At 68.6% G+C, this 16,253-nt stretch carries 22 protein-coding genes; 6 read left to right on the forward strand and 16 right to left on the reverse strand.

All coding sequences use genetic code 11. The annotated features are described in order from the left end of the window. Window positions 1-17: 17 nt before the first annotated feature. The 3 genes from EV138_RS22885 to EV138_RS22895 all read right to left on the reverse strand — a co-directional run bounded on the left by EV138_RS22885 (window position 18) and on the right by EV138_RS22895 (window position 2,641). Window positions 18-1,277 (reverse strand): toxic anion resistance protein, encoded by a 1,260-nt coding sequence (locus EV138_RS22885; protein ID WP_133980841.1) that lies wholly within the window; start codon window positions 1,275-1,277, stop codon window positions 18-20. A gap of 120 nt (window positions 1,278-1,397) precedes the next feature. Next, window positions 1,398-1,853, reverse strand: coding sequence for a dihydrofolate reductase (locus tag EV138_RS22890; RefSeq protein WP_133980842.1), 456 nt, complete (start codon window positions 1,851-1,853; stop codon window positions 1,398-1,400). Continuing rightward, window positions 1,850-2,641, reverse strand: a complete 792-nt coding sequence (locus EV138_RS22895) for a thymidylate synthase (RefSeq protein WP_133980843.1) — start codon at window positions 2,639-2,641, stop codon at window positions 1,850-1,852. The genes EV138_RS22890 and EV138_RS22895 overlap by 4 nt, the downstream gene beginning before the upstream one ends. Before the next feature lie 102 nt (window positions 2,642-2,743). Here EV138_RS22895 and EV138_RS22900 point away from each other — a divergent pair, with 102 nt between their 5' ends. Continuing rightward, a complete protein-coding gene (locus EV138_RS22900; RefSeq protein WP_133980844.1) occupies window positions 2,744-3,409 on the forward strand; it encodes a peptidyl-tRNA hydrolase in 666 nt (221 codons plus the stop codon). Here EV138_RS22900 and EV138_RS22905 read toward each other — a convergent pair. From EV138_RS22905 to EV138_RS22920, 4 genes are read right to left on the reverse strand one after another with little or no spacing between them, the layout of a single operon-like run. After that, window positions 3,388-3,978: a dihydrofolate reductase family protein gene (locus EV138_RS22905; protein WP_133980845.1), complete on the reverse strand. Its 591-nt coding sequence runs from the start codon at window positions 3,976-3,978 to the stop codon at window positions 3,388-3,390. The genes EV138_RS22900 and EV138_RS22905 overlap by 22 nt on opposite strands. Window positions 3,979-3,980: 2 nt before the next feature. Beyond that, window positions 3,981-4,589, reverse strand: a complete 609-nt coding sequence (locus EV138_RS22910; protein ID WP_133980846.1) for a dihydrofolate reductase family protein — start codon at window positions 4,587-4,589, stop codon at window positions 3,981-3,983. Then, on the reverse strand, window positions 4,586-5,068 hold the full coding sequence (locus EV138_RS22915) for an SRPBCC family protein (RefSeq protein ID WP_133980847.1): 483 nt from the start codon (window positions 5,066-5,068) through the stop codon (window positions 4,586-4,588). The genes EV138_RS22910 and EV138_RS22915 overlap by 4 nt, the downstream gene beginning before the upstream one ends. Then, window positions 5,065-5,403 (reverse strand): ArsR/SmtB family transcription factor, encoded by a 339-nt coding sequence (locus EV138_RS22920; RefSeq protein WP_133980848.1) that lies wholly within the window; start codon window positions 5,401-5,403, stop codon window positions 5,065-5,067. The genes EV138_RS22915 and EV138_RS22920 overlap by 4 nt, the downstream gene beginning before the upstream one ends. 124 nt (window positions 5,404-5,527) lie before the next feature. On the opposite strand from EV138_RS22920, the gene EV138_RS22925 reads away from it, so the two are divergent. Next, complete coding sequence (locus tag EV138_RS22925) at window positions 5,528-5,752, forward strand: hypothetical protein (RefSeq protein WP_202866798.1); 225 nt, start codon at window positions 5,528-5,530, stop codon at window positions 5,750-5,752. Next, window positions 5,752-6,243 (forward strand): Clp protease N-terminal domain-containing protein, encoded by a 492-nt coding sequence (locus EV138_RS22930; RefSeq protein WP_133980849.1) that lies wholly within the window; start codon window positions 5,752-5,754, stop codon window positions 6,241-6,243. Before EV138_RS22925 ends, EV138_RS22930 begins: the two co-directional genes overlap by 1 nt. Here EV138_RS22930 and EV138_RS22935 read toward each other — a convergent pair. The 6 genes from EV138_RS22935 to EV138_RS22960 form a co-directional block, all read right to left on the reverse strand. Beyond that, window positions 6,240-7,760 carry a multicopper oxidase family protein gene (locus tag EV138_RS22935; protein ID WP_133980850.1) on the reverse strand — a complete coding sequence of 507 codons (1,521 nt, stop codon included), beginning with the start codon at window positions 7,758-7,760 and terminating at the stop codon, window positions 6,240-6,242. The two genes, EV138_RS22930 and EV138_RS22935, sit on opposite strands and share 4 nt — an antisense overlap. After that, the gene (locus EV138_RS22940; protein WP_133980851.1) at window positions 7,757-8,191 is read right to left on the reverse strand and encodes a hypothetical protein; all 435 of its coding nucleotides are present in this window, start codon (window positions 8,189-8,191) and stop codon (window positions 7,757-7,759) included. The genes EV138_RS22935 and EV138_RS22940 overlap by 4 nt, the downstream gene beginning before the upstream one ends. Further along, a complete protein-coding gene (locus EV138_RS22945) occupies window positions 8,188-8,574 on the reverse strand; it encodes a hypothetical protein (RefSeq protein ID WP_133980852.1) in 387 nt (128 codons plus the stop codon). Before EV138_RS22945 ends, EV138_RS22940 begins: the two co-directional genes overlap by 4 nt. A gap of 595 nt (window positions 8,575-9,169) precedes the next feature. Continuing rightward, the gene (locus EV138_RS22950; RefSeq protein WP_133980853.1) at window positions 9,170-9,514 is read right to left on the reverse strand and encodes a DUF8819 family protein; all 345 of its coding nucleotides are present in this window, start codon (window positions 9,512-9,514) and stop codon (window positions 9,170-9,172) included. Between the two features lie 336 nt (window positions 9,515-9,850). Then, window positions 9,851-10,075, reverse strand: a complete 225-nt coding sequence (locus EV138_RS22955; protein ID WP_133980854.1) for a hypothetical protein — start codon at window positions 10,073-10,075, stop codon at window positions 9,851-9,853. 80 nt (window positions 10,076-10,155) lie between these two features. Beyond that, complete coding sequence (locus EV138_RS22960; RefSeq protein WP_133980855.1) at window positions 10,156-11,196, reverse strand: LacI family DNA-binding transcriptional regulator; 1,041 nt, start codon at window positions 11,194-11,196, stop codon at window positions 10,156-10,158. A gap of 122 nt (window positions 11,197-11,318) precedes the next feature. Here EV138_RS22960 and EV138_RS22965 point away from each other — a divergent pair, with 122 nt between their 5' ends. Both EV138_RS22965 and EV138_RS22970 read left to right on the forward strand, forming a co-directional pair. Next, window positions 11,319-12,032 carry a copper homeostasis protein CutC gene (locus EV138_RS22965; RefSeq protein ID WP_133980856.1) on the forward strand — a complete coding sequence of 238 codons (714 nt, stop codon included), beginning with the start codon at window positions 11,319-11,321 and terminating at the stop codon, window positions 12,030-12,032. Beyond that, window positions 12,029-12,286: a DUF4031 domain-containing protein gene (locus EV138_RS22970; protein WP_133980857.1), complete on the forward strand. Its 258-nt coding sequence runs from the start codon at window positions 12,029-12,031 to the stop codon at window positions 12,284-12,286. The genes EV138_RS22965 and EV138_RS22970 overlap by 4 nt, the downstream gene beginning before the upstream one ends. A gap of 34 nt (window positions 12,287-12,320) precedes the next feature. Here EV138_RS22970 and EV138_RS22975 read toward each other — a convergent pair whose 3' ends face one another. Next, the gene (locus EV138_RS22975; protein WP_133980858.1) at window positions 12,321-12,785 is read right to left on the reverse strand and encodes a nuclear transport factor 2 family protein; all 465 of its coding nucleotides are present in this window, start codon (window positions 12,783-12,785) and stop codon (window positions 12,321-12,323) included. A 124-nt stretch (window positions 12,786-12,909) separates the two neighbouring features. Between EV138_RS22975 and sigJ the strand changes: the two genes are divergently transcribed. Further along, window positions 12,910-13,827, forward strand: a complete 918-nt coding sequence (sigJ, locus tag EV138_RS22980; protein ID WP_369410812.1) for an RNA polymerase sigma factor SigJ — start codon at window positions 12,910-12,912, stop codon at window positions 13,825-13,827. Between the two features lie 39 nt (window positions 13,828-13,866). Here the strand turns inward: sigJ and tuf are convergent, their stop codons facing one another. Beyond that, on the reverse strand, window positions 13,867-15,054 hold the full coding sequence (tuf, locus tag EV138_RS22985; protein WP_133980860.1) for an elongation factor Tu: 1,188 nt from the start codon (window positions 15,052-15,054) through the stop codon (window positions 13,867-13,869). A gap of 298 nt (window positions 15,055-15,352) precedes the next feature. Then, entirely contained in the window at window positions 15,353-16,234 is an 882-nt protein-coding gene (gene bla / locus EV138_RS22990) for a class A beta-lactamase (protein ID WP_133980861.1), read from the reverse strand. Between the last annotated feature and the right edge of the window lie 19 nt (window positions 16,235-16,253).

The raw sequence follows: 16,253 nt of genomic DNA on the forward strand, positions 1-16,253 counted from the left end.
TTCACGGTCCCGGGCTCTCAGCGACCGAGGTCGAGGGTGCCGGCGACGACCCGCTGGTCCTGCTGGGCGACCCGGTCCAGGTAGCTGCGGGACTTGGTCACCTCGTTCTCCAGCGTGCCGATGGTGGCGGCCATGTTGTCCAGCGCCTCGACCTTGAAGGTGTCGATCGCGTCCATCGTGGCGTAGATGTTCGCGAACGCCGCCTGCAGCTGGGGCAGCCCGATGGTCGCCGAGGCGGCCTGCTGCTGGATCGCGACCGAGTTGTCCCGCAGCATCTGCGAGGTCCGCTCGATCATGCCGCTGGTGGTCGTGTTCAGCGCGGTGATCTGGTCGAGCACCAGCTTCTGGTTGCCGAGCGCCTGGGCCACGATGACCGCCGTACGGAGTGCGGAGACCGTGGTGGTGGAGGCGCGGTCGACGCCCTTGATCAGCTCGATGTTGTTCTTGATCACGATGTCGATGGCCAGGTAGTTCTGGATCGACACGGCCAGCTGGGTGAGCAGGTCCTGGTGCTTCTGCCGGACGTAGAAGAGAACGTCGTCGCGCAGCGCGCGGGCCTTCTCGGGGTCGGTCGCCTCCAGTTCCGCGATCGTCGCGGACAGCCGGGCGTCCAGCCGCTCGGCGACGTACACGTACTGGTTCAGCCGGCCCATCGCGTCCCAGAGCTGCTGCTTCTCCAGGTTGAGCGCGGCGTTGTCCTTGCCGAGCTCGTCCTGGCCGTCGCGCAACGAGTGCAGGATGCCTTCGAGGTGGCTCTGCGCGCTCTGGTACTTGCGGAAGTAGTCCTCGATCTTGTCGCCGAAGGGGATCATCCCGAGCAGCTTCTTCGCGCCGGTGGCTTCCTTCGGGTCCAGGTTCTCGACCGTACGGCGAAGTTCGAGCAGCGTCTTGCCGACCGTCGATCCCTCGGACAGGCCGCCGCTGGTCAGCGCCTTCACCGGCGACTGCAGCAACCGGTTCGAGCTCTCGGCGGCGTGCCGGATGTCGACGTCGCCCATGCTGCGGACGTCACCGGCCTTCTGGGCGAACTCCGGCGAGCGTGGCTCGGCCGACATCAACGACGTCAGGAACCCGTCGACCTTGGAGTCGAGCCCCGGCAGCGCGGCCGGGTCGACCGCGGGGGCCAGACTCGGCGCTGCGGTCGCGGCGACCGGCTGTGTCGGTGCGGGCGCGGTCAGTATCAGTCCGGGCGCGGTAGCCGTCGGCGGCTGCAGTGGCGCCTGCACCGGCGCAGCCTGCGCTGCCGCGGCGCCCTGCGTGTTGTCAGCTTCGGTCATCGTCGTTCCCCTCCGGTGGCCTACTCGCGAGCCGGCGCCCGCATCCCCTGTCACACCCGTGACGCGCACACAATCTACGCGGTTCCCGGCCCACCGGACACCAACGTCCTGTGACCGTTATCAGGCCCTGTCGTAAGTGACGAAAGTGAAGCCGTCGTGCGGGGTGCGGGCGGTCTCGGTCCAGTCGGCGGGGTCGAAGGCCGGGAAGGTGACGTCGCCGATGGGGGACTGGGCGACCTCGGTCAGCTCGAGGCGGTCGGCGTACGGGAGGGCCTGGCGGTAGATCTCGCCGCCGCCGGCGACGTAGAGGTCGCCGTCCTGCTTGAGGGCGGTCTCGAGATCGTTCACCACCTCGACACCGTCGGCTGACCAGTCCGGCCGGCGGGTGACGACGACCGTACGGCGGCCGGGTAGCGGGCGACCGATCGAGTCGTAGGTCTTGCGGCCCATCACCAGGGTGTGGCCGAGCGTCAGCTGCTTGAAGTGCTGCAGGTCTTCGCGGATCCGCCAGGGCAGGTCGTTGTCGCGGCCGATCACGCCGTTCGCGCCGACCGCGGCGATCAGGATGATCGTCATACCGCGATGGGCGCCTTGATCCCGGGGTGCGGGTCGTAGCCGATGAGCCGCACGTCCGCGATCTCGTAGGAGTCGATCGAGTCCCGCTTGGTCAGCTCCAGCGTCGGCAGCGGCCGTGCCTCGCGGGTCAGTTGCAGCTTCGCCTGGTCGAGGTGGTTCAGGTAGAGGTGCGCGTCGCCGAGGGTGTGCACGAAGTCGCCGACCTCGAGACCGGTCTGCTGGGCGACCATGTGCGTGAGCAGCGCGTACGACGCGATGTTGAACGGTACGCCGAGGAAGATGTCGGCCGACCGCTGGTAGAGCTGACAGGACAGCCGGCCGTCGGCCACATAGAACTGGAACATCGTGTGGCACGGCGGCAGCGCCATCTGGTCCACGTCGGCGACGTTCCAGGCGTTGACGATGTGCCGGCGGGAGTCCGGGTTCTGCTTGATCGAGGTGATGACGGCGGCGATCTGGTCGATGTGCCGGCCGTCCGGAGCCGGCCAGGAGCGCCACTGCGAGCCGTAGACCGGCCCGAGCTCGCCGTCCGCGTCGGCCCACTCGTCCCAGATGCTGATGCCGTTCTCCTGCAGCCACTTCACGTTGGTGGAGCCGCTGAGGAACCAGATCAGCTCGCCGACGACGGACCGCAGATGCAGCTTCTTCGTGGTCACCGCGGGGAATCCGGCGCTCAGGTCGTACCGCGCCTGGTGCCCGAACACGCTCAGCGTGCCGGTCCCCGTCCGGTCCCCCTTCTCGACACCGTTGGTCAGGACGTGATCGAGAAGCTCGAGATACTGCCGCATGCGGTCAAACTAACAGCCACCCGAAGGCCCGCCGGGTGCGGCACGACGGACAGCGGGGCAGCGTCCGCTGAGCGGGCACGGCGGGCTTGAGACACTCACAGCGTGGAATACGTACTGACGCTGGTGGTCCGGGTCGAGAAGGGTGCGCGTCCGGCGCAGACCGATGCGCTGGAGACGGCGGCGCGGGCGGTGCTCGCGATCCTGTCCGACGACCGGTCGGTCGGGGAGGGGGAGTGGGCCGAGGCGATGGCCGGCTGGCAGGACGCCCGGATCCGAAAGGTGGTACGACGTGCTCGCGGCGCCGAGTGGCGTCGGGCCGAAGCGCTGCCGGGAATCACCGTGACGGGACGAGCCGCCGGGGACTCACCGGCCGAAGTACGGGTCTTCCCGCCGGTACCGCTGGAAGAAGTACCGAAGGATCTCGCCAAGCTGCAGGTCAGCGGGACCGACTTCGAGGATCCGGAGGAGTTGCCGGCACCCGAGCCCGGGCTGCCGGTGCTGTGGATCAATCCGGCTCTGGAGATGTCGAGCGGCAAGGCGATGGCCCAATGCGGCCACGCGGCGCAACTCGCCTGGTGGGAACTGTCACCCGAGGAGCGGAAGGAATGGGCGGCGGCGGACTTCGCGCTCGCCGTACGGACTGCGAGCCCGGCCCAGTGGCAGACCCTGCAGGGCAGCGGTCTGCCGGTGGTCCAGGACGCGGGCTTCACCGAGGTGGCGCCCGGGTCCCGGACCGTGATCGCGGCTCATCCCTTGCTGACCCGGTAGTGCAGGTGAGTGACGCGGTCGCCCTCGATGACCTTGGGGTCGTCCAGCCGGATCTGGTCGCCCGCGTAGTCGCCGAAGAAGCTCTTGCCGGTCCCGAAGATCACCGGTACGAGGTTGTACGAGAGCTCGTCGACCAGCCCCGCCCGCAGCGCCTGGCCGGTCAGGTTGCCCGCCGCGAGCGAGATGTCGCGGTCACCGGCGAGCTCCTTCGCCTTCGCGACGGCCTCCTCGATCCCGCTGACGAAGGTGTACGGCGCATCGGGGAACGGCCAGTCGGTGGGCGGCTGGTGCGTCACGACGACGACATGCTCGCCGAACGGCGGGACGCCTTCCCAGCCGTTGGTGAGGTCGAACAGGTGCCGCCCGCACAGGACGGCCCCGACCTTCTTCCAGGCAGTGTTGATGTAGTCGGCGCTGGCCTGGCTGACCTTGAAGGGCCGGCCCGGGTCGGTGCCGTACACCTCGACCGTGCCGTTGCCGTACCAGTCGAACAGCGGGCCGACCTGGTCCTCGGTATCGGCGACGAACCCGTCCAGCGACACGACGGCCGCGGCAATGACGTTGCCCATGGCTACTTCTCCTTCACGACGCGATAGGTGAGGTGCTGGGCTGCCGCAGTCGAGATCGACTCGGCCAGCTCCAGTTGCACCGATTCGGACGGCTCGGCCGGGAACAGCCGGGTCCCGTCCCCCAGTACGACGGTTGCCACGTGCAACCGCAGTACGTCGGCCAGCCCTGCGGCGAGCACCTGGTGGCAGACCTGGCCGCCGCCCATCACCACGACATCCTTGCCGTTGGCAACTGCTCGGGCCTGCTCGACGGCGCTCCGGACTCCATCGGTGACGTAGTGGAACCGGTCGCCGAGCCGGGGGTTGTCCGGCGCGGAGTGGGTGACCACGAAGACGGGTGGATTCACCCCGCCGGTCGGCTTGGCGCCGTACCCCATCTCGTCGCTCCAGCCGCCGGGCGCGTCGATGATGTCGAACAGGTTCCGGCCCTGGACGACCGAGCCGGTCGCTTCGAAGGCGGCATCCAGCACGGCCTGGTCGTCGGCGTTGCCGTGGAAGACCCAGTCGTGCAGGGCCATGCCGCCGTCGCCCAGTCCGTTGCCGATGCCGACGTTGGGGCCGGTCACGTAACCGTCCAGCGACATCGAGATGTCGACCACCACCCGGGTCATGACTGCTCCTTGCCGATCAGTTCGGCGAGGCGGTCGTAGGAGTCGCGGATGCCGTACTCCATGCCGCTCTCGACGGCGGCGTCCCGGCTCGCGACGGAGGGGAACACCGTCTGGGTGTGCAGGCGGACGCCGGTGTCGGTCTTGGTGTAGCTGGCCCGCTCCAGGCAGACCTCGCCCGGAGCGCCTTCCCACTCGAAGGTCTGGATCACCAGCGCGTCCTGCTCGACGGTGTGGAAGACCCCGCGGAACGCGTACTCCGTGCCGTCGGCGTCGCGGTGGATGTAGCGGTAACGCCCGCCCGGGCGTACGTCGTACTCGACGACCTCGGCTTCCAGGTTGCGCGGGCCGAGCCACTGGGTCACCAGGTCGGGATCGGTGGCGACCCGGAACAGCTGGGCCGGGGTGGCGTCGAAGTCCCGGGTCACCTCGATGAACGGGAGTCCGGCCGGGGCGGTGATGGTGGTGGGGTTGGTGCTCACGAGTCTTGCTCCTTCACGGTTTCGAGGATGGCGTCGATGCGGCGGAACTGCCGCTCGGCGGTCAGCCGGTAGTCGTCGATCCAGCTGGTCAGCGCTTCGAGGGCGGCCGGGTTGAGCCGGCACGGCCGGCGCTGGCCGTCCCGGCTGCGGGTGATCAGGCCGGCGGTCTCCAGGACCTGCAGGTGCCGCGAGATCGCCTGCTTGGTGATGTCGAACGGCTCGGCCAGCTCGTTCACCGTCGCCTCGCCGCGGGACAGCCGTGCGATCAGCGCCCGGCGGACCGGGTCACCGAGTGCCGCGAAGCCCCGATCCAGCTGCCCATTGTCAATCGACATCTTTATCAACCATTCCGTTGATCAACCGATGTGTTGAATATAGACAGATGGCTCTCGCGCGGTCAAATGGCGAGCTTTAGCAACTTTGGTTGACAGAAGCAGCTTGTCAACTTAGGTTGCTCATATGGAGAAGCTGATGGATCCCGCCGATCCCGCCGCGGGGCTGGCCGCCGTGGTGGCGTTGCGCCGGCTGGCCGACCGGCTGGAGGACAGCCAGGTGGAGGCAGCCCTGCGAGCCGGCTGGAGCTGGTCCGACGTGGCCGAGGTGCTGGGAGTCACCCGGCAGGCAGTGCACAAGAAACATGCCGCGCGGCTGATCGCTGCCGGTGTCGCCCTGAGGAGGCGCTGATGTCGACGAATGTGAAAGATGTCCGGACGGTCCTGACCCGGGACGCTCGCGAGGAGGCCGAGCTGGACGGGTCGGCCGCGATCGAGGCCGAGCATGTGCTGCTCGGACTGACGCGGCAATCAGCTGGACCGGTTTCTCGGTTGCTGACCGAGGCGGGACTGACCAGGGAGACGATCCGCGACGCGCTCGACCGCGAGTGGGAGCAGAGCCTTTCCGTCGCCGGGATCGCCGTCGCCGTGGCGGAGTTGCCCACGCCGACGCCGGATCGCGGCCGCCCGCCGAAGTTCGGCGAATCGGCCAAGCTCGTGCTCAAGCGGGCGGCCGATCTGGCCAGGCGGCTCGGTGCGCACCGGATCACCGCGGCCCACATCCTGGCCGGACTGCTGGACACCAACCTCGGCCGGGTCGCCCGCGCACTGGACCTGGCCGGCGTCGATCGGCCGGCCCTGCAAGCGCGGGCGTTGCAGATCGCCGCCGACGAGGCGCGTTAGCTGGTTCGGAAGGCGGCCATCATCGCCATGTCCTCGTGTTCGAGATTGTGGCAATGGATCAGGTACTTGCCACGGTGCGCGGTGAACCTGACCAGTACTTCGACGACCTCGGCCGGCCGGATGTCCACGGTGTCCTTCCAGCCGCGGTCGTACGGGCCCGGCTTCTTCCCGCCACGGCGGAGTACCTGGAACGGCGCGAGATGGACGTGCACCGGGTGGTGGACATCGGTGACGAACGACCAGATCTCGTACTGATCCAGCTTCACCTCGGCCTGCATGACGTCCGGGTCGAACGGCTTGCCGTTGATCGTCCAGCCCTTGTGATCACCGGCATCGCCCCGGCGAAAGGCCCACTTGCGGCGAACGACGCCGGCCGGCTCGCGCACCTCGGCGTACGACGAAAGCTTGCTCGGGATGCTCGTGTCGTCGCTCGCCCTGCCGGTGACCCGGAAGCGCATCACCTGGCCGGTGCGATCCTTGCCGAGCTTGTTCAGCAAGGTGACCTCGGTGCCCGGCTGGTACTTCGAGAAGTCCACGATCACGTCGAAGCGCTCGGCCGGTGCGATCACCAGGCTGGCCTGCTCCACCGGCGTACCGAGCAGTCCGCCGTCGCTGCCGATCTGGATCAGTGGCTGTCCTGGGTCGAGGGCCAGCTCGTACCGGCGGGCGTTGGAGGCGTTCAGGATCCGGAACCGATAGCGTGCGGCCGCCACGTCGAGGATCGGCCAGGGTGCGCCGTTGACCAGGACGACGTCGCCGACAACGCCTTCCATATAAGCCGATTCGACGCCCGGGCCGTCCTTGGCGGCGGGATAGCGGAACGATCCGTCCGCCGCGAAGGCGCGATCCGCGATCAGCAAGGGGATCTCGCGATCACCCCGCGGCAACGGCAGGGCGTCCTCCTCGTCGTCCCGGATCAGGTGCAGTCCGAACAGACCGCGATAGACCTGAGGGGCGGTGTAGTCCATCCGGTGGTCGTGATACCAGAGCGCCGCGGCGCGCTGGGTGTTCGGATACGTATAGGTGCGGCTCCCCGTCTTCTGATCCCCGCCCGACATTTGCATGTGCTCGTGATGGTGGCCCCCGTTCGGCAGGAGAAGATCCAGCGGCCAGCCATCGCTGGCAGCCGGAGTGTGTCCGCCGTGCAGGTGCACCACGGTCGGTACGTCGAGTTGGTTCACCTGCTCGATCACAGTGGTCCGCCCACTGCGTACGTCGAAGGTCGGGCCGGGGAACAGGCCGTCGTACCCCTGTACTTCGGTTCGCAGGCCCGGCAGGATCTCCAGGCTTGCCTTCTTCTGCACCACTCGGTAGTGGTCGACACCTGCCTCGGTCCGGACCGGCTTCTTCACCGGCGGGATCGGCAGCGGCACCTCGAAGGCTTCCGGGAGAGGGACTTCGCTGCGGAGCAACTCGGCTGATTGGCCCGGCGAGGCCTCCAGGCCGCAGTCGGCCAGCGCCGCGACCAGACCGGTGCCTCCGGCAACAGTCAGGAACGTCCGTCGGGACAGGCTCATTGCGCACCCTTTCTGCGGCCACGGCGAGCGGCGGGCCGGAAGGACCAGATGGTCAGTGCCACCACCGTGAGGACGATGGCGGTGCCGAGCGGCACGTGGATCGCCAGGTTCTGGGAGTGGCCGACGATCATCTGGAGGAACTCGGCGAAGAACAACAGGAATGTCAGTCCCGCCGGCCACAGTCGGCCGCCACCCGGTCGCCAGTAGAGCAAGGCCGGCACGAGCTGGACCATCGAGATCATCCAGAGGGTGGAGCCGATCGGGCTGTGCACGTCCATCGCGTCGGCATCGCCGGACAGGTAGTAGCCGGCCATGATCGGCTGGGTCACGACCAGGCCGGTGTGCAGTAACAGCACGAGCCGCAAGACCCACAAGGAGGCGCGCGGACGACGTACCGGCTGTTGGCTCGGGGCTTGCAGTTGGTCGGTCATGCGGCGGCCTTCTCCGTACGGCGTACGCGCGTGGCCGGGCGGCAGGTCCAGACGGCGACCGCGATGCCGGTGCCCACCAGGGTGATGCCGACCGGGATGTGCAGGAGCAGGTTGCGGGTGTATCCCATGGTGACCTGGAGAACCTCGCCGGCCAGCATCGCCGCGGTCAGCCCGACGGCGAGGGCGCGACCGCCGGTCCGCCACCAGATCGTTGCTATCAGCAACTGGCCTAGGCAGAGGAACACCGCGGCCAGGCCGATCGGTTCGTGCATCCGCATCGCGGCACCCGCGCCGTTCAGGTACGAACCCGCGAGCACGGGTTGCAGGCAGAGCGCGATGGCATGCGTCACCGCGACCACCCTCAGAACCACCAAGGACTTCATGCCGTCATAATAGTAGCCTGTCTACATGTAGCGCGACAGGGTATTTCCCGGAGCCACCCCTCAGAAGACAGACAGAAACCCCCGGCCGGCTGCCGGGGGTGTGGTGAGGCACCCGGCTGGTCGCTCGGGGCGCGTGAGGCGAGAGCCGGTCAGTTGATGACTCGGGACCGTGGTGAGGCAAGAGCTACCGGCTGGTGGCTCGGGGTGTACCGCAGCAAGAGTCACCCGGCTGGTGGCTCGGGGTGTGCTGCAGCAAGAGCCGAGGAATTGATGGCTCGGGTGTGGTGCAGCAAGAGCCGGTCGGGTTGAGGGCTCCGGGTGTGGCGAGGCAAGAGCCGGCGGTTGGTGGCTTGGGGTGTGGCGAGGCAAGAGCCGGCGGTTGGTGGCTTGGGGTGTGGCGAGGCAAGAGCCGGCGGTTGGTGGCTTGGGGTGTGGTGAGGCAAGAGCCGGCGGTTGGTGGCTTGGGGTGTGGTGAGGCAAGAGCCGGCGGTTGGTGGCTTGGGGTGTGGTGATGCGAGAGCCGGCGGTTGGTGGCTTGGGGTGTGGTGATGCGAGAGCCGGTTGGTTGAGGGCTCGGGGCGTGGTGGGGGCCGGGTCAGGTGAGGCGGCCGAGGGGGGAGACGCTGATGCCGGCGCGTTCGCAGACCCAGTGCGGGTCGGGGCCGAGTTCGGGCTCGATGCGGAGCTCGTGGTCGTTGAGGTCGTCGCAGGCGGTGCAGCGTGGCCAGCGGAGGCCGGAATCGACCAGGCGGTCCTGCACGTCCTGGGCGACCAGGCCGGCGATGTGCTCGGCGCCGTCGGGCCACTGGTCGAGCCACCACTGCCGGCCGGCCACCACGTCCTCGAGCAGGGACACCATCACGGCGTCGTCGAATCCCCGCGCGGCCAGGTCGTGAAGGACCATCGCGCGGGCGGTCAGCAGGATCCCGGGCTCACTCATCGCCCTTCAGGGTGCCAGACGGAACCGACAAAACCCCACGCCTGGTCGGCATGGGGTCTCATCGCCTCGGGAGAGGTCTTCACCGGACCGGTCTTCCGGATCACCTTCGGGTTGTGCTTCCGGTCGTTCCGGCGCTTGCCTACGGGTCGTCCCCGGGATCGCCTTCGGGTTGTGCTGCGGCGATCGTGTTCGGGTTGTCCCCGGGTCGCTCGGGATCGCCTTGGGGTTGTGTTCCGGCGATCGCGTCTGGGGCGTCCCCGGATCGCCTCCGAGTTGTCTCGGGGGCTTTGCTCTTCCGGGGCTGTTCGCCCAGGTGCTTGGTCCGGGGTGCGGGTGTCAGCTGGAGGCGGCTTCGCAGTGGGGTTGGGGGGCGATGCGGTCGGCCAGTTTGAGTTCGTGGGCGGCTGCGGTGCGGAGGAACGCGCTGAGCCGGGCGCGGACGGCGTACGAGCGGCGCGGGGCGGGCTCGTGGTACTCCTGCTGGGGAGCGTTCGGTAGGGCGGACTGGGCGACGGCCCGCGCGTTCTCCACTGCGGTGTTGCCGGCGATGAAATAAGTCATGGTCGTGCTGCTCCCTTCCGGTGAGCGTGCTTGTCGGAACCAGCGGCCGGACGGCCGTGGTCGGACGATCTGTGGTTGTGTCAGCTGCGCGGGGCGGGACCGCTGCTCGAGCGGACGATCAGCTCGGTGGGCAGCATCACTTGGTGGTCGGTGAAGCCGGGGTCGAGCAGGACCCGGCCGACCATCCGGCCGCGGTCCTTGATCGGCTGGCGGATCGTGGTGAGCCCGGCCGCCTCGGCCGCGGGGATGTCGTCGAAGCCGACCACGGTCAGGTCCCGGCCGGGAACCAGTCCGCGGGTCTTCATCGCCTCCATCGCGCCGAGCGCCTGGACGTCGCTCAGCCCGACGATCGCGGTCGGCCGGTCCTGGGAGTCGAGCACCCACTCGGCGCCGGCCAGCCCCGAACTGAAGGCGTTGTGGCCGCCGGAGACCAGCCTGATCCGGGCATCCGGCATCTCCTTCTGCAGACCGCGGATCCGCAGTTCGCAGTCGGCGTACCCGACCTGGTCGAGGCTCAGTTCGACCGGCCGGCTGCCGGCAGCCTCGGTGTTGTCGACCAGTACTACGAGGTCGCGGTGGCCGAGGCGGGCCAGGTGCTGGCCGAGCTTGGCCGCGGCCTCCATCTCGTCGATCGCGACCCACGAGGTGTCCGGGTGGGCGCCGCGGTCGGTCGAGACGGTGGGGATGCGGCGCTTCCTGAGTACGTCGAGGCCGGGGTGGCCGGGGGCGACGCAGAAGATCGCGGCGCCGTCGATCGCGGCCTGCCGGACCGCGTCGGTGCCGCCTTCGATGTCCGAGGAGTCGAGGGGCATCAGCAGCAGGCTGGTGACGAACTCCTCGGCCACCTCGGCGAGGCCGGCCAGGAAGCCCACGGCGTACGGATCGGAGAAGGCGTAGGCGAGCTTGTCGGTGAACAGGACGCCGACCGCGCCGGCCTTGCCGCTGCGCAGTGCGCGGGCGGAGGCGTCGGGTCCGGCGTAACCGAGCTCGGCGGCCTTGGCCAGGATCCGCTCCCGCATGGTCGCGGAGAGCTGGTCGGGCTTGTTGTAGGCGTTCGAGACGGTCGACGGCGACACCCCGACGGCCTGCGCCACGGTCTTGATGGTGACTCCGGGTGCCATCCCGAACCTCCTTCTGAATCGTTCTTCTAAATCGTTCTAGAAAAACGATACAGAAGCTCTCTGCGGAGCGCAACACCTATTTCTGACCGGGCCCGGCGGGGCGATGCAGGATGATGTCCTGCATGGGTTCGTTGCTGGAGGTCATCGCTCTGCATCCGGCCGATGCGGAAGCGGCTCAGGAGGGTGGCGCGGACCGGCTGGAACTGTGCGCCTCGATGGAGGCGTCCGGCCTCTGCCCGTCGGTGTCGACGGTGAGCGCGATCCGCCGGGTCACGGACCTGCCGCTGCGGGTGATGCTGCGGCTGACCGACTCGTTCGCGACCAACGGGGCCGAGCTGAACCGGCTGACCGCGATGGCCCAGTCTTATCTGTCGGCCGGCGCGGACGGGTTCGTGTTCGGCTTCCTGACCCCGGACAACCAGGTGGACACCGAGTCCGTCGCGGCGCTGGCGAGCACGTTCGCCGGCACACCGTGGACCTTCCACCGGGCGATCGACGCCGTGCTCGAGCAACGGCCGGCCTGGCGTGCCCTGCGCAGCCTGCCCGGCCTGGACTGCGTACTCACGGCCGGCTCGTCGCTGGGGGTCGGCCACGGTTTGGACGAGCTCACCGGGCTGGCCAAGGAGGACCCGCAGGTGGCGAAGGTGATGATGGCGGGCGGCTCGCTCCAGCCCGAGCACGTGCCGTGGCTGTACGGCGCCGGCGTACGGCGGTTCCACGTCGGGTCGTCCGTGCGCCAGGACGGCTCGTGGACCAAGGCCTACGTGAACTCGCGCTTCGTCCGGGCCTGGCGCAACCTGCTGGACGCCCAGGACAGCAAGGAGCAGCACGCGTGATCCTCATCGACCCACCGGTCTGGCCGGGCTGGGACCGGGTCTGGTCGCACCTGGTCAGCGACGAGTCGTTCGACGAGTTGCACGCGTTCGCGCGGCAGGCCGGCATCCCCGCGCGCGCCTTCGATCGCGATCACTACGACGTCCCCTCCGACAAGTACGACGAACTGATCGCGGCCGGCGCCACTCCGGTCGCCAGCCGCGACCTGGTCCGCCGCCTGATCGCCTCGGGCCTCCGTCACCGCAAGCGCACCTAGTAGCAGACCTTCGCCGCCGAAGCGGCACGTAGTACTAGATCTCGACGTCCACGTGGGTCTCGCCCTCGGCCGGCACCGAGCCGGGCAGCGGAGAGGTGTCGACGTACTTGATCTCGTAGCTGCGTTCGGCGAACTTCCAGCCGTCCGGCGTCCGCCGGTAGCGGTCGTGGTAGACGGCGTAGTTCGAGTACGACTGGCCGTCGTGGAAGCGGCCGAACTCGTAGATGTAGGCGCGGCCGGTCGCGGTGTCACCGTCGACCACGACCGAGCCCGGGTGCACGTTCTGGACGAAGTACTCCCAGACGCTCTTCATCCGGACGATGCCGGCCCGGATCTCGGCGCGGCTGGTGAACTCGACGGCGCCGGGGATCCGGAAGATGCCGTCCTCGGTGAACAGCTCGGCGAAACGGTCGTAGTCGTGCATCATCCCGGCATCGGTGAATTCGGCCGGCAGGGTGCCGATCTCGAACCGGTCGACGATGCTCTGCAAGTCGGTCATGGGTCGTCCTCTCATCGGGTCATCTGCTCGACGAGACGGCGGCCGGGAATGTGAGCCTCACATTTGGGGTCCGGGTTTCGTCGGAGAGGATGAGAGGGCATTCGCGGACGTTGGGAGTGGACAGGTGAGCACCGAAACCGGAGGCGACCAGAGTCTGGGCGCGATCATGAGTGAGCGGCGGCAGTTGATCAACGTCGCCTACCGGCTGCTCGGCTCGTTGGTGGACGCGGAGGACGTGGTACAGGAGACGTATGCGCGGTGGTACGCGATGTCGCCGGAGGAGCAGGAGGCGATCCAGTCGCCGGGTGCCTGGCTGACGACTGTTGCCAGCCGCATCTGTCTCGACCTGCTCGGGTCGGCCCGGGCCCGGCGCGAGAACTACGTGGGGGAATGGATTCCCGAGCCGCTGCCCGGGCGGACGGAATGGGTGAGCGGACGAACCGGTGGTGCGACGACCGACCCGGCCGACCGGATCACGCTCGACGAGTCGATCAACATGGCGTTCCTCGTAGTGCTCGAATCGATGACGCCGGCGGAGCGGGTCACCTTCGTCCTGCACGACGTCTTCCGCTACCCGTTCAAGGAGGTCGCCGAGATCGTCGGCCGGACGCCGGCGGCCTGCCGCCAGCTGGCCACCTCGGCCCGTCGCCGGGTTCGCGACGCCGAGGCGCCGGTGACCACGCCGGCCCAGAAGGCCGAGGTCGTCCGGGACTTCAAGCTGGCCTGGGAGGCCAAGGACATCAACGCCCTGATCGGGCTCCTCGACCCCGACGCGACGTCGATCGCCGACGGCGGCGGTCTGGTCCCGGCGTTCCTGGAGCCGATCCGGGGTGGCGAGGAGGTCGCGCGTCTGATGCTGGAGGTCGCCAGAAGGGTGCCTGTGCTTGGACTGGTCGAACGCACGGTCAACGGTCAGCCGGGCCTCGTCGCCCAGCAGAACGGTGTCACCGTCTCCGTCTTCGCCTTCGACGTCGTCGACGACCGGATCAAGCACCTGTGGATCATCCGGAACCCGGAGAAGCTGCGTCCCTGGACCGTATGACCAGAAGGCCCCCACAACAAAGTCTGTGGGGGCCTTCGTTCAGTCGAGCAGTTCGGTCACGGTGCCGGCGGCGACCGTGTGGCCGCCTTCGCGGACCGCGAAGCCGAGGCCGACGTCCATCGCCACCGGCTTCTCCAGCTCCACGCCGAGCTCGATCGTGTCGCCGGGCATCACCAGGGTGATCTCACCGAGGTCGATGCCGCCGGACACGTCCGTGGTACGGAAGTAGAACTGCGGCCGGTAGTCCGCGGCGAACGGCGTGTGCCGGCCACCCTCGGCGGTGGACAGCGCATGCAGTTGCGCCCGGAACTTGCGGTGCGGCCGCACGCTGCCCGGCAGTGCCACCACCTGGCCACGACGGACCTCGTCGCGCTTGACGCCACGCAGCAGTACGGCGGCGTTGTCGCCCGCCTCCGCGGACTCCAGCGACTTGCCGAACGTCTCCATCCCGATCGCCACGCTCGCGACGGTCGGGCCGAGACCCACCACCTCGATGGCGTCGCCGACCCGCAGCGACCCGCGCTCGACCGCACCGGTGACGACCGTGCCGCGGCCGCTGATGGTGAGCACGTTCTCGATCGGCATCAGGAACGGCTCGCCCAGCTCACGGTCCGGGACCGGCACGTAGTCGTCGACGGCGTCGAGCAGGTCGCCGACCGCCTTCATCCACTCGGGGTCGCCCTCGAGCGCACGCAGGCCGGACACCCGTACGACGGGTACTTCGTCGCCCGGGAAGCCGTACTCCGACAGCAACTCCCGGACCTCCAGCTCGACCAGGTCGAGCAGTTCGGGGTCGTCGACGGCGTCCGCCTTGTTCAGCGCGACCACCAGGTACGGCACACCGACGCGTTGTGCGAGCAGCACGTGCTCTCGCGTTTGCGGCATGGCGCCGTCCTGCGCCGACACGACCAGGATCGCGGCGTCCACCTGGGCGGCGCCGGTGATCATGTTCTTCACGTAGTCGGCGTGCCCGGGCATGTCGACGTGCGCGTAGTGCCGGTTGGCGGTCTCGTACTCCACGTGCGAGATGTTGATCGTGATCCCGCGCTGGACCTCCTCGGGCGCCCGGTCGATCCCGTCGAACGCGACGAACGAGTTGAGGTTCGGGTAGCGCTCGGCGAGCACCTTGGTGATCGCGGCGGTCAGCGTGGTCTTGCCATGGTCGACGTGCCCCATGGTGCCGATGTTGAGGTGCGGCTTGGTCCGCACGAACTGGCTCTTGGCCATGATGTGTGTTTTCCCTTGCTGGTCAGAGGATTCGACTGAGCCAGGACCCCCGGCCACACACCTTCGACACAGCAGTCGGTACTGCGGTGAAGGGGGCCGGTTTGCCGTGCCACCCTCCTCCGCGGGTCCTGCTTCAGCAGGAGGAGGGTCGGCTTCGCGCGCCGGTGAACAGATCCTCTGACGTCCACGCAGCAGCGCCCGTCAGGCAGACGCCTGACAGGTACGCAACAGAATCCACGCGGAACATGTCGATCACGGTAGAGCTCAACGCTGCCTCGGGCAACGGAATTCCCGGACCCTAACCGAGGCGCGGGACGACCAGTTCGGTGGCCGCAGCGAGGAGGGCGTCGTCGTACTTCGCGTCGGCTGTCGCGCGGCTGGACATGATCGCCAGGACGATCGGGGACCGGCCGGGGGGCCAGACGACGGCGATGTCGTTGCGGGTGCCGTAGCCGCCGCTGCCGGTCTTGTCGCCGACCTTCCAGTTCTTGGGGACGCCGGCCCGGATCAGGGTGTCGCCGGTGGTGTTGCGACGCATCCAGTCGATCAGCAAGGCACGCCTGGCGATGGGCAGTGCCTGGCCGAGGGTGTAGGCGCGCAGACTGGTCGCGATGGCGCGCGGCGTGGTGGTGTCACGGATGTCGCCGGGTGTGGCTTCGTTCAGGGTGGGTTCGGTGCGGTCGACGTGCGTCGTACGGTCTCCCAGGCGGTGCAGACGGGCCTGGAGGCCGGCCGGTCCGCCCAGCTCGCGGAAGAGCAGGTTGGCGGCGGTGTTGTCGCTGTAGCGGAGGGCGGCGTCGCAGATTTGGCGCAGAGTCATACCGGTCGCGACGTGCTTCTCCGTAATGGGGGAGTAGGTGACCAGGTCCGCCTCGGTGTAGCGGATCAGCTTGTCCAGGTTCCGGCCGTCGCTGAGCAGGGCTCCGACGGACAGGGCTTTGGAGGTCGACGCGTAGGCGAACCGCTCGTCGGCTCGGTAGGTGACTGTGCGACCGGTGCCGGTGTCCAGCGCGTACACGCCCAGCCGGGCGTCGTACTGCTTCTCCAAGGCGCTGAAGGGAGCCACCGCTGGGGTCGAGGTCGCCGGTGGCGCGCTGGGCGGAGAGACGGCTGTGGCAGCGGGCTCGGCACAGCTGGTGGCCAGGAGAAACAGCATGGAGATCGCTACGGCTCGACGCATGTGGTCAGAGGGTAGTGGT

This window comes from Kribbella voronezhensis, assembly GCF_004365175.1.
Taxonomy (GTDB): Bacteria; Actinomycetota; Actinomycetes; order Propionibacteriales; family Kribbellaceae; genus Kribbella; species Kribbella voronezhensis.